The organism is Pirellulales bacterium, assembly GCA_036267355.1.
Lineage (GTDB): Bacteria > Planctomycetota > Planctomycetia > Pirellulales > DATAWG01 > DATAWG01.
Genome location: DATAWG010000103.1, coordinates 1 through 12,907, shown reverse-complemented (window position 1 = coordinate 12,907; position 12,907 = coordinate 1). Strand labels below are relative to the sequence as shown.

Genomic DNA, 12,907 nt, shown 5'->3' with positions numbered 1-12,907 from the left:
CAAGAAAGCAAACCAACTTCATTGCAACAGCCAACCCGAAATCGCCACCGCGACGCCATCGAGCGCTTGCCTGGTGGTGCTGCGCCGCTACCCCCGTCGGACACCAGCCCACAAAACCTCGGAAAACTCGCTTGATTAAGGTCTAGTCTCTTGAGCGCGTACTCGATGCGGTTCGCGATCATCGGTTTGAACAGCGGAGAAGCAATGTGGAACCGCCGCGTGGAATATGCATTGAACGTGCGACGCATATTCGCTGTATAATAGGATTCCTCACGCAATGCCACGACCGAAATGGAACTCATGGCCCCCGTAACGAGTTGGGCGAGCAGGAAAACCTTTGTTTGGTAATCTGGCGAGAGTTGGTCGACATTGTCAATGAAGAGAACAGGCTTCAAGCCGAGACGTTTGCATGTCGCCTGCACGAGCTTCGGGACATAGCGAGACAGGTCGGAAGTCCACTCGCGACGGTATTTGGAAAGCTCTGTCTCGTATTTGCGCGTCCCTTCCTTGAAGCCAGAAAGCACGTTCAGTTCCAACGCGGCAATGTCGTCAGCAAACACCTCCTTGATGTATTTCGTCTTTTCGCATTCGTGGTCCTTGTATCGCGATCGGAGGTCGTCGAGAACCTTGCTCCACACGAAGTGCTCTATCATCGATTCATCCGGCGGACGAATGAAATCGACGACGAACCATAACGACTTCTCGTCGAGAAGTGCTTTCCCGATAGTCTTTTGGTAGCGTTTCAGGAACGTCGATTTGCCAGAGCCGATGCCGCCGAGGAGCAGGAACAGCTCTCCTCTGGTGATCGCTACAGCGTCCTTTATAGAGCGCAAGAAGCCACCGCGATCATGGTCGGCTCCAACAGGCTTCGCACCGTCATCAGTGAGAAACGTAGGAATCGCCTCCGTAATAATCATGTTGAGGTCATTGGCGACCGACTTGAGCGTTCCAGTATGTATGTAGCGTCGCTGGAGAATATCCAGTTCGTTCTGTTCTGCGATGTCCTCAAAGATCAATCGAATCAGCGGCTGGAGGTCGGTGTTATATTTGTTCCTCCGAAGTGGAAGATTTGCATTGTTCAGCAATGAAACGACGCGGTGCAGTTCACGCGACGCCTTGAGAGTCGTCGAGAATTCGGTATTGAGCGAGCCACCGGCGATCTGCTGATACGAGAGCAGATTCCAAAACTCAGTGAAATTGTCGTAGATCGACTGGAGACTTGGGAATACCCGTGCGTGCCCCTTTCGCCAGCCAACGCTGTCATCGCGGACTGCACGAAATACGATCCAGCTATGGCCATTGGTCGCGATTGCGTAACGGATACTTTCCTCATCGCAGTACGCTCGTACCTGATCAATCGCCTCTTTGGTCGGCTTATCCGACGACAATGATGCGCCGATGATGTAGGTCTTTCGCGATCCATCCACGGGAATCGTGAACACGATACCCTCACGCTTTGCTTCGACGACGACGTGAGGCTTGCCGAGCACCTTCAGCCGATAGTCCATCCGGCCAGCTTCGGTGTGGTCTTCCCGATCAAGATCTTTCTCGAGCCAGTACAGCACATTGGTCAAGACGCGGGTAATGACCTTCGCCCGAGTGTCGGCCTCCGAGATCGACCCGTTTGCGTCGCAGAAGTCTTTGAACTCGTCGATGATTACTCGCAGTTCTTCGCGAGCCTTATCTGGGTCTGCCATTTCCGACGCACCCCCGTTTCAGAACGAAGATCGAATGGGGTCATTTTAGCGACTTGCGGCAAAGGACGCGAGTACGCGCGCCCTAGCGGCGCCCCGCGCAGCGCGACCTTCTTCGCAATTCACGCGACTGCAAGGAAAATGGTCGATTGCGTCGAAGTCGCCGTTGGGTTCGATCCGTGAGTGCCTAAGCTAATCAACCGGATATCTCGATTCGACTTTGGTGTGTCAAACCGTCTATTGCCGTCGCAACGAGGCAGACATGACCTGGGCCTCGCCACTAGGCTCGGCAAAGTTGCCGAGATATAGTGAGCGGTTGAATGGCACGAGGAAGCAACCGACGAAGGGGGCGGCCGTGGACCGCGAGCGCCTGCTTATGCAGTTTCATAAGGCCATGCTGGGCATCTACGATGCGGCCCGGCAGCTAAAGCCTCCATACGTCCCTGGCGATTTCCTTCGGATGGTGGTGGATATCGGCGGCAAGGCCGCCGCGGATCAACTTCTTGCTTCCGGAAACCCCTCGCAAGGGTTCGCTAAGCTTTTTTCCTACGGGCCGGACGCCTTGAAGCTCAGCGTCGAGTACCTCGTGCTACGAAACCCCTGGCGTGAGTTGTTCGAGCCTGGTCAACTCACGGTCGCCCGGCGGCGCCTGAAGGATGTTCGATGCGAGTTGCCGCCAGAGGACACCGCCCCGTCCGGACCGGAGGTCAGCGAAGACCCCGAGACTATCGACGCCCCGGACGACTCTGCCGCTCCTGACCGTGTCGTGTACTTCAACAACTGTAAGAACAGACCTCACGAACGCCTGTTCGGCCTTGGGGCTTTTTACGACCTGAACGTCAGCGGCATCCAGGCATCGCAAGCAGTCGGCCTACTATCCGGCCAGGATTGCGTGGTCGCCACAACGGCCGCCGACAACCGCGTGACGTTCACCTGGTATTCGTTTCTTAGGGAGCGTCGGCTCCACGAGCGTGACAGCGAGGATCGCACCCTCTATCGCGTCTTCTTCGGCGATGCCCTGCACGCCGAGACGCTCTCGAAGGAGGCTGCCGCCGCCCATTCACGTTACCGGGCCTTCTTCAACGTCCGGGGCTACTTCAAGCAGCAAGCCACGATCTCGGCGTCGGTCCCAGCGGGCGACCGTCCGACGGGTCCGCCAGCCGACACGACGACCGGACAGGAGCTTCGCCGAGAACTCCGCGACTTGCAGCGCTCGGGGCGGCCGAAAACTCCCGAAACGCTCCAGCGGGTCCAACGGATATTGAAGCTGTATGAGCGCCCGAGCGCCATTACGCGGTACGTCAAACGCACGCGCGGGAGTACCTGCCAGCTCTGTGAATCCCCCGGCTTCGTGATGCGCAATGGGCAGCGATATTGCGAAGCCCACCACCTGTTTCACTTGTCCAAGAGCCCGCCGCCGGAATGCCTGGGGCCGGAATACCTCATCATCCTCTGCCCGACGTGCCACCGCCGGATGCACTACGCCCGCGTGGATGAGCCCATCCGTCAGGGGCAGGCATGGCGCGTCCGCGTGGATTACCAAGTCGTGCTATTCCAGGTCTGAACTGAAACGCAGCCAGCCGAGTGGGGATGTTATTTGGAAACGCGCCTACGGTTCCCAACCGTGAGCAACCCACATAAACGCCTTCCCCTACGACCTAATCAAAGCGAGCACAGCATTCCGAATCGCGACAGGCAGGCCATCCCACACAGCATGGACACTTTGCAAATCAACGTCGAGCGATGCCAGATCGGGCCAGTTAGAGCGCGCAAAACGCAGCGCCCGTGCAGCGCGGCACTCCTCGCAAATCACGCAACCACAAGGTAGATTGCCGGTTGCATCGAAATCGCCGTTGGGTTCGATCCCCGCCTCGGCCATTGATGCATGCTGACGCAGAGCGGTGCGAACCGGAGAGAAAAGACCCGTTTTGTTCGAGGTTTTTCGCATTCTTTCGCTGCGCTCGCTTCGAAACTCGTTGCGGAGAACGCGCGCGTTCTTGGGGGGTGAAGACTTCGTTTCGCCCTTGGGGGAGATCATCAGTTCGACCGGTTGAATCGGTTTAGGCGGCGTTGGCCCCCGAAGCGAGTTCGTCATTCGCGTCATTTCGTCATCGCTCATCGGCGAATCGTCCGGCGCGATGCGGATTGATGCGAATCGGCGCATTTGCCGTGACGCAAGCGCCGCGTCAATGACGAACCGGGCGGCCGCATGACGCACGCGGCAAGCGGCATTTTGCGGGCAAACGACGCCGCTGGCGCAAATGAGGCAACTGCCGGTCGGGCTCACTTCTTTGATCACCGGAGCCGGAGTAAGTGGCCGGAATCCACCGCGGCCGCGCGATCCGGAATCACTTTGTTGATCTCCCGATCGTAGGTCAGCAGACCATTGCACTCGGTTTCGACGTCGGTCAACTGGGTGTAGATGCAAGCCGACAGGCCGGGATCGTCTTTCAGGGCCCACGCCTTGGTGAGCAGCTTTTCGTAGCCGCGCGTCAGGTCGTCGATATTTTGGGTGCCTTTATAGCCCCACGTTTTCTTGCTCCAGGTGTGGCCGTCGACGGGAAGCCCGAGACCACCGAACTCGCCGAGCACGGCGGCGCGATTTTCTTCCGGCTTCGGCGAACCCGGGCCGGGATAATTGTGCATATCCACGACGTCGCCACAGTGCTTGTCGGTCCAGCCGCTGGCATTATCGACCAAGCGGCTCGGATCGAGTTCCTTCACCAGATTGACCAGGTGTTCGGTGTCGTGCTGGCCCCAACCCTCGTTGAAAACGACCCACATAATGATTGCCGGATGATCGCGGCGTCCTGCGATCAAGCGCCGAAGCTCGACTTCGAATTGCTTTTTCGAATCGGGGGTTTTGTTGTCGCCCGCGGGCATGTCTTGCCAGACCAATAGTCCCAGCTTGTCGCACCAGTAATACCAGCGATCCGGCTCGACTTTGACGTGCTTTCGGGCGCAGTTAAAGCCGAGTTTTTTCATCATTTCGATGTCCCAGCGCAAGGCCTCGTCGGTCGGCGCGGTGTAGATTCCGTCGGGCCAAAAACCTTGGTCCAGCGGGCCGACCTGAAATACGAACTTGCCGTTGAGCATCATCCGCGCGACGCCCCGCTGGTCTTTGCCGATCGCGATCTTGCGCATGCCGAAATAACTGGTCACTTCGTCGACCGTCTGCCCGCCCGATTTCAGCGAAATGCGCAGGTCGTATAAATGCGGCGAGTCGGGCGTCCACAGCTTCGCATTGGGAACCGCTAGCTTGAGCTTTGTGCCGCTCGGGCCGGTGACTCGGCTAACTTGCTTGCCTCTGTCGCTCGCGATGGCCTCGACCGTGAGATCCTCGGGTACGCTCATCCCCAGCGTCAAATCAAGCGCGCCGCCGTCGACGTCGGGCACGAGGCCGAGCGATACAATGTGTTTTTCCGCGACTGGCTCGAGCCATACGGTTTGCCAAATGCCGGAAGTGGGCGTGTACATGATTCCGCCCGGATGAATTACCTGTTTGCCGCGCGGCTGGCTTCCTTTGTCGGTCGGGTCGAACACTTCGACGATAATCTCCTGCGGACCGGCCGGCTTGAGCGCGGCCGTGATGTCGAACGAAAACCCGTCGTAGCCGCCGCGGTGCGTGCCGAGCTTCATGCCGTTGAGCAATACGGTCGCTTCCCAATCCACCGCGCCGAAATGCAACAGCACATGCCGGCCATGCCAGGCCGCCGGCACGTCGAAGCTGCGGCGATACGTCATGTGGTCGCTATGCTTCATCACGCCCGACAGAGCCGATTCGATCGGAAACGGAACGAGAATCTTGGTGTCGGCTGCTTCGACGTTCGCGTCGTCGACCAACTTGATATCCCACAGGCCGTTCAAGCTCAGCCAATCCTTTCGAACCATTTGCGGACGAGGATATTCGGGCAGGGCGTTTTGCGGCGACACATCCTTGGCCCAGCGCGTCATGAGCGGCGCAGCGGCAGGCTTCCAGTCGTCGGCCCGAGCAGTCGCCGCCGACAACCAAAAGAGTGTTGCAATTAGCTGCATGGTCAGACGTCGCATGACAACTTCCTTTCGAGGGGCGCACGGCTGCGACCCGGTGAAACCGTTCTCGCCGCACAATGATTCGCCGCACAATGATTCTCGCCGCACAATGATTCTCGCGCACAATGGTTGATCGCGTATTGGCCGATGTCGATCGACAGAATTCAGGCGCGGATGGGAAGCATCTCTTGTACCACCGCGCGGAGCCGAATTCCAGCATTCGCGATCAGGGTGTATGGCCACCTTCTGGGGGCATCATGCGGCACGGCGCGGCTCGCGCGGCCCGACGGATCGAGCATGTTTCGCCGGCAAGCGGCGCTCGCTACAATGACCTGTCGCCGTTCGGCTTGCCGTTGGATTGCCGATCGTGGCGTTGTCCGCGGTTCGCTTTGTCGCCGATCGCTTCGCACAAGGATAAAACCATGTTCTTCGCTTCTGCCGCGTCGGTTGTGCTAGCGCGAGTTTGCCGGGGCCGGACCATTGGCCTGCGAATCGGCGTGTTCGCAACGATGGCGATTTTCATTGCTGCGATCGGCCGCGCCGACGAACCGCTCTCGTTGCGCCAGCGATTGAAAGCCGAACCGCTGAAGATTGCCTGGGAGGCTTATGTCGATGGCAATTCCGATATCTTCGTGATGAATGCCGATGGTTCGGGCAAAATCGATCTGACAAACACGCCGCACGTCAACGAACATTATCCGCAAGTCTCTCCCGACGGCACACAGATTTGCTACACGGTCGATTCGGGCGAAGGCCGCGATGCGGTTCGCAGTCTGTGGATCATGAATGTCGACGGGAAAGACCGGCACAAGATCGCCGATCATGCTCGCGAGCCGTTCTGGCGGCCGGATGGCAAGGTGATCGGCTATTTGCCGCAGGAATATCCGAAATTCGACGTGATCGATTATTACACGAAGGGGATGATGTTTTATCACCTCGCCACCGGCAAAATCGAGCCGCATCCGAACAGCGCCCATCTGCGGCATCTTTACCACCCGCGTTTCGCGCCGAACGGCAAATGGATCGTGTCCACCGTGCATGGCGGAATGGGCTTTAGCCATGCGATTCTCGCCATCGAAGCCGATGGAAACCAGATTATCAATCTCAAGATTCCAGGTTGCCGCCCCTCGGTCAGCCCCGACGGCAAGCATATTGCATGGGGTTCGAGCGATCATGATCTGAACACGGCGTTGCTCGACACCGAGTCGGATCATCCGGCCGTCGGCAAATGGCAACTTCACATCCGCGACGAAAAGAACAAGATTTATCACATCGCCTGGTCGCCCGACGGCCGATATGTCGCCTTCAGCCGCGGCCCGGATGGCGAAGGGGATCTGAGCAAAGGCGGAACGTTCCAGGCCGCATGCGAAATCATCGGCGTCTATGCGAAAGACTGGAACATCTTTGCCGTTCCCGCAGAACATGTGGGGATATTGGATCTCGACAAGGCGACGCCTGCCGAACTGGTCCAACTAACGAGCGACGGCGCGAGCAATAAGGAACCGATGTGGTTCACGACGAAAGCGCGTGGCAAGGAGTAAATGCCATGAGCCTGAACCGCAGGCGGGTCCGACAATGCGTGTATGTTTTTTGGCTCTTTCGGCCGTGTGCAACCGGCTTGGCCGCGGCACTGCTGGAGAAGCCGGCAGTGGCGCCCAAAATGCCGAAAGGCGCTGCGTATGTAGCGGCGGTGTTCGTTGCGCTGCTTGGCGGTTGTCAGCAGCGGGCGGGCAGCGGCGGATCCGCGTCGGCCGGCGACGGTCGGCCCGTGGTTACGAAGGCGGGAATCGAGATGGTGTCTTTGCCGGGCGGAGAATTCACGATGGGCACGAGCGACGGCAACGACGATGAAGCTCCGCCGCATCAAGTTGCCGTCAGCCCATTTCTGATCGACAAATATGAAGTGACGCACGAAATGTTCGCCGCCGTCCAATTGCCCGACCCTTCGCATTGGCAGGAGGACCCCCGGGGCCCCGTCGAGCGAGTGCGCTGGCGCGAGGCCAAGGCATATTGCAACGAGCGCTCGCGATTGGAAGGGCTCACGCCTTGCTACAACGAAAAAACGCCGGAGTGGAATTGCGACGACTCGGCCAATGGCTATCGTCTGCCGACCGAAGCCGAATGGGAATATGCGGCTCGGGCCGGCTCGCGAGCGCCGTTCGATTTCGGTTCGCCGGATAAACTCCGCCAATTCGCCTGGTATGCCGACAACAGCGATCGCAAAACGCACCCGGTCGGCCAGAAACGGCCCAACGCTTGGGGCCTTTACGACATGGATGGCAATGTGTCGGAATGGTGCGAGGATGTTTACGATCCGAACTACTACAAAACCAGTCCGCATCTCGATCCCAAGGGGCCGCCCGATCCAGGCAAGGACGTGAAGCGCGTGATGCGCGGCGGCAATTGGAAATCGGGCCCGGAAGCCTGCCGTGTCACGTATCGGCAAGGCGAGCGCACCGGCAATACCGACGCCTGTTTTGCCACCGACTATTGCGGCTTTCGTTGCGTGCGGCGGGCAAGCGCGACGGAACTGGCCGAACTCGCGGCAGCGGCGAAGTAACCGGCGAATGCTGTTTCACACCTGGCCATTCCTGGTATTCATGCTGGTCGTGCTGCCGGTGTTTTCCGCACTGCGCCGAACGCCGCTTTGGATCCCCTGGCTGCTGGCCGCCTCATATTTCTTCTACGGCTGGTGGAATCCCTACTACCTGCTGCTGGTGATCTATTCGACGGCGCTCGATTATCTGCTGGTGACTTTGATGGACCGCTGTCCGCTGGACCGCTGTCCGCCGCCGCCACAACAAGCAGGGCGGCTCGCTCGATTTCTTCGGGGACCAAGCGACCGGCTGCTGAAGATCGCGTTTGCCATTTCGCTCCTGCTCAGCGCATCGCTGGCGGCCGCCGCCGCATTCGGGCCGCCGTCGCTACGGCCGACGCTGCTCGCATCGTGTGCGCTGGTGGGTCTGATGGCGGCCGGAGCATGGCTCGAAAACCGCCGCGTTTGGCTGCTGATCAGCATTGTCAACAACTTGGCGCTACTGCTGTTTTTCAAATACGCCCGATTCGCGGTCGAGAATCTGAACCAAGTGCTGATCTGGTTGCACAGTTCATTTCAATTCGCCGATCCGTCGACGTTGATGCCGCATGGCTGGGAATACATATTGCCGGTCGGCATCTCGTTCTTCACGTTTCAATCGATGAGCTACACGATCGACTTCTACCTGGGAAAAATTCCCCGCGAGCGCAATTTCCTCCGCTTCGCGACATTCGTGTGCTTCTTTCCGCAACTGATGGCCGGCCCCATCGAGCGCGCCAAGCAGATGTTGCCGCAGTTTCAGCGGGCGCCGGCGTTTCGGCTCGAAGACCTGACCGACGGGGCTTCGCTGTTTCTCGTCGGGCTGTTCAAGAAAGTCGCGCTGGCAAATTACTTGGCCCTGTTGGTCGACCGGGTGTACGACAATCCGGCAAACTTCGGCGCGACGCAGTTGGTTCTCGCGACGGTGGCCTTTGCTTGGCAAATCTTCTTCGATTTCAGCGGCTACACCGACATGGCCCGTGGCATCGCCCGAATGCTCGGCTTCCATCTGGTGCTGAATTTCAATAATCCTTATCTTGCGTCGGGCCTCGCCGAGTTTTGGCAGCGCTGGCATATCAGCCTTTCCACGTGGTTCCGCGACTACGTTTACATCCCGCTCGGTGGAAATCGGAGCGGAGCGGCAATCACGTACCGCAACCTGCTGATTGTGTTCCTCGTGTCGGGCATTTGGCACGGCTCGGCATGGACATTCGCCATTTGGGGCTTGCTCCATGCGGCGGGAATCATGCTGACTCGCGAATTGGAGCGGTCGCCCTTCTACCGCCAAAGAGTTCCGCTGCTGGTCAAGCAAGCGTGGGTGTTTTTGTACGTGTGTTTCGCGTGGATCTTCTTTCGGGCGTCGTCGCTCTCCGATGCAACGCTCATCGTGCGGCGGATTTTCGGCAGCGCGTGGGCCAGCCCGCAGATCCCGGCCCTGATGGTCGCCATGATCGCGCTGGTGTGGCTCTATCAATGGCTTTATGAATCGCGGGTGCGCAACCTGCTGGCCTATTCGCCCGTTCGCGTGGCGCTGGCGGCGAGCATGTTGCTGTACCTCGGGCTTTGCTCCACGGGCGGCCAGGCATTCATCTACTTTCAGTTTTGAAATGACGACCGACTCGACCTTGTCTGGCAACGACCGCGGCACTTCCAGCCGCAACTCGGCTTTCGGTGGCGCGGCGCCGGCAGACTCAGCGCCAAACGCGCTCGCGGCACTCGTCGCGCCGCGCCAGCCGCCGTTCGGCGTCAACGAAATGCGGCTGAATGCTCGCGAATGGCTGGCAACACTGGCCACCGTGGTTATTGCCGTGGTCGCGGCGCCGCGGCTCTGGCAGCGATTCGAACCGCTGAACGCCGACGCCGACTACCGGCTGCCCTATGCGTTGAGCGACGACTATTGGCTCTACGAGCGGCGGCTGGAGCAAACGGCCGGCGCCGCCCGGATTCCGATTCTCGGCGATTCGGTCGTCTGGGGCGAATACGTCCGCCCCGACGGCACGCTCTCGCATTTCCTCGACGCGCAGTCGAGCCGCTCCGATCGCTTCGTCAATTGCGGCATCAACGGACTTTTTCCCTTGGCGCTGGAAGGACTGATCGAACACTACGGCGATGCATTGCGAAACCGGCGTGTGATCGTCCATTGCAATCTGCTCTGGATGACGAGCCCCAAGGCCGATCTGAGCACGCAAAAGGAAGAAGCGTTCAATCACTCGCGGCTGGTTCCGCAATTTTACCCGCGCATTCCGTGCTACAAGGCCGGCGCCGAAACGCGGCTGAGCGCGGCGATCGAAAACCATGTCGCATTCTTCGCTTGGGCCAACCATCTTCAAACCGCCTACTACGATCAAAAAAGCATCGCCGATTGGACCCTCGAAGAAGACGGCAGCGAACCGCCAAAGTATGTCAACGCATGGCGCAATCCATTGGCGCCCTTGGCGGCCGGCTTGCCGGGCGAGCCGGCGAACGATCCGCAGCGCGGCCCCACCAGCGCCCGACACAAGCCCTGGAACACGGGCGGCGCCGAACCCTCGCCGTTCGAGTGGGTCGAACCGCCAGACTCGCTGCAATGGCAGGCATTCCAGCGCGTCGTTCGCATCTTGAAAAGCCGCAACGACGACGTACTCGTGATCCTCGGTCCGTTCAACGAGCACATGATTCCCGCCGAGCAACGGCCGACGTTTCGCAACTGGCAGAAGACGATCGTCTCCTGGCTGGCGGAGAACCATGTCGCAGCCGTTGTCCCCGATGCGCTTCCCAGCGAACTCTACGCCGACGCCAGCCATCCGCTCACGCAGGGCTACCGGCTGCTCGCATCCCGATTGCTAGAAACGGCTGAATTGCGAGCGTGGGCGCTCGAACGCTGATCGAGACGGCGGAATGCTTGTTTGCGCGAACCGGTGCGCGGCCTGCGGAGCCGGTGGTCCAACGCACGGCCCCGCCCGAAACGGTCCTCAATTTCCCGACACCACTTTCCACGCTTCGCGAACCGTGCCGGGCAAGCCGTATAGGTCGAGCACCGTAATCAGCACGCAGCAGATCCAGCCGGCCGACAGCAGAAACCAGCCGATGCGGTATTTGCCCATATGTTTGCGGCTGCTGGTGAAGTGCATCAAGGGAAACATCGCCAGCGGAAGTTGCAGCGCCAAAAACGCCTGGCTGAGGTTCAGCAAGTCGTTGATCTTGGCTTGCGGCCGCAGGATGACGATCACGACCGCGGGACAAACCGCAAGCGACCGCGTGATCAGCCGCCGCAGCCAGGGGCGAATTCGCCAGTGCATGAAGCCTTCCATCACCACTTGGCCGGCCAGCGTGCCGGTGATCGTGCTGCTTTGGCCGCTGGCGAACAGGGCGACCGCGAATAACACGCTGGCCGCGGCGGCGCCTAAGAGCGGCGAAAGCGTCTGATAGGCGATGCGAATCCAATCCCCTTCGTCGATGTTCGTTCCGGCGACGAGAGTCTTCGCGTCGTGGCCGTAGAACACCATCGCCGCCAAAACCAAGATCGCGGCGTTTACAAGAAACGCCACCGTCAGCGCCACCACCGAATCGAGCGTGTTGAACTTGATCGCACGCCGAATCGACGAATCGTTCGACTGCAATTGTCGCGACTGAACCAAGGCCGAGTGCAGATAGAGATTGTGCGGCATCACCGTGGCGCCGATGATTCCGATCGCCAGATAGCGCATGTCTTCGTTTCGCAAGCTGGGCGACAGCATGGCGCGGCCCATTTCCAGAAAACTGGGGGCCGTCTGCGGCAGCACGAAAATTTCGAGGTAGTAGCAAACCGCGATCGTTCCGATCAACACGACGATCACCGCTTCAATCATCCGCATGCCGAATCCCTGCAGCGCGAGCAGCAACAACACGTCGAACGCCGTCATCGCCACCGCCCACGGCAAAGGGATGTGAAACAACAGATTCAGAGCCACGGCGCTGCCCAGCACCTCGGCCAGATCGCAGGCGGCGATCGCCAACTCGCAGAAAATCCAGTTCGGCCAACGTGTCCAGGCCGGATAATGATCGCGGCAAGCCTGCGCCAAATCCTTGCCCATCACGACTCCCAACCGCGACGAACAGACCTGCAGAAGGATCGCCATCCCGCTGGCCAGCCCCACGACCCACAGCAGGGCATATTTATAGACGGCCCCGGCCCCGAGATCGGTGCTCCAATTGCCGGGATCCATATAGCCGACGCTCACCAAAAGCGCCGGCCCGAAAAACGCCCGATATTGCCGCCAAAACCCCGCCTTTTCGGACGGCACGGCCACCGAAGAATGCAGCTCGCCAAGCGACCGCGAATGAACGTCGGGGCCAGTACGATCCGCGACCGACCCCGCCGCGCCGCCCGCGGCGCCGCCGGAGCCGGCCCCAGAGCCGGCCGCTGGATCGGATTCCGAATTAGGATCGCTAGAGCGGATCATAGTAGCGGCGATACAAGTGAGCCACGGCAACTGAATCAAACCGCGACCCTGGCAAGATCCAAATTAGCAGAGCGGCATCATTCGGTCACGCCGGATTCTCGCTCGCGGCAGATGCGAGCGCGTTTCACCCGACCAACGCCCCGACCGTGCGTGAACACGCCCCACCAACGGAGGCGAAGTGGCAA

Annotated in this window: 9 protein-coding genes; 5 read left to right on the top strand and 4 right to left on the bottom strand. The window is 59.8% G+C overall.

Annotated features, from left to right (window positions below):
• Window positions 1-1,697 (bottom strand): hypothetical protein (locus VHX65_16400; protein HEX4000136.1); only part of this gene is annotated, 1,697 nt, incomplete at its 3' end.
• Window positions 1,698-2,049: 352 nt separating this feature from the next.
• Here VHX65_16400 and VHX65_16395 point away from each other — a divergent pair.
• Window positions 2,050-3,258 carry a hypothetical protein gene (locus VHX65_16395; GenBank protein ID HEX4000135.1) on the top strand — a complete coding sequence of 403 codons (1,209 nt, stop codon included), beginning with the start codon at window positions 2,050-2,052 and terminating at the stop codon, window positions 3,256-3,258.
• Window positions 3,259-3,345: 87 nt separating this feature from the next.
• On the opposite strand, the gene VHX65_16390 is transcribed toward VHX65_16395, so the two are convergent.
• Both VHX65_16390 and VHX65_16385 read right to left on the bottom strand, forming a co-directional pair.
• A complete protein-coding gene (locus VHX65_16390) occupies window positions 3,346-3,813 on the bottom strand; it encodes a hypothetical protein (protein HEX4000134.1) in 468 nt (155 codons plus the stop codon).
• A gap of 176 nt (window positions 3,814-3,989) precedes the next feature.
• Complete coding sequence (locus VHX65_16385) at window positions 3,990-5,744, bottom strand: glycoside hydrolase family 2 TIM barrel-domain containing protein (GenBank protein HEX4000133.1); 1,755 nt, start codon at window positions 5,742-5,744, stop codon at window positions 3,990-3,992.
• Window positions 5,745-6,148: 404 nt separating this feature from the next.
• On the opposite strand from VHX65_16385, the gene VHX65_16380 reads away from it, so the two are divergent.
• Genes VHX65_16380 through VHX65_16365 form a run of 4 tightly spaced genes read left to right on the top strand, consistent with a single transcriptional unit; the run spans window position 6,149 to window position 11,165 of the window.
• Window positions 6,149-7,267: a hypothetical protein gene (locus VHX65_16380; GenBank protein HEX4000132.1), complete on the top strand. Its 1,119-nt coding sequence runs from the start codon at window positions 6,149-6,151 to the stop codon at window positions 7,265-7,267.
• A gap of 5 nt (window positions 7,268-7,272) precedes the next feature.
• Entirely contained in the window at window positions 7,273-8,286 is a 1,014-nt protein-coding gene (locus VHX65_16375) for an SUMF1/EgtB/PvdO family nonheme iron enzyme (protein ID HEX4000131.1), read from the top strand.
• Window positions 8,287-8,293: 7 nt separating this feature from the next.
• Window positions 8,294-9,907 (top strand): MBOAT family O-acyltransferase, encoded by a 1,614-nt coding sequence (locus VHX65_16370; protein HEX4000130.1) that lies wholly within the window; start codon window positions 8,294-8,296, stop codon window positions 9,905-9,907.
• Window position 9,908: 1 nt separating this feature from the next.
• Window positions 9,909-11,165: a hypothetical protein gene (locus VHX65_16365; GenBank protein ID HEX4000129.1), complete on the top strand. Its 1,257-nt coding sequence runs from the start codon at window positions 9,909-9,911 to the stop codon at window positions 11,163-11,165.
• An 87-nt stretch (window positions 11,166-11,252) separates the two neighbouring features.
• Here the strand turns inward: VHX65_16365 and VHX65_16360 are convergent, their stop codons facing one another.
• Entirely contained in the window at window positions 11,253-12,722 is a 1,470-nt protein-coding gene (locus VHX65_16360) for an Nramp family divalent metal transporter (protein ID HEX4000128.1), read from the bottom strand.
• Between the last annotated feature and the right edge of the window lie 185 nt (window positions 12,723-12,907).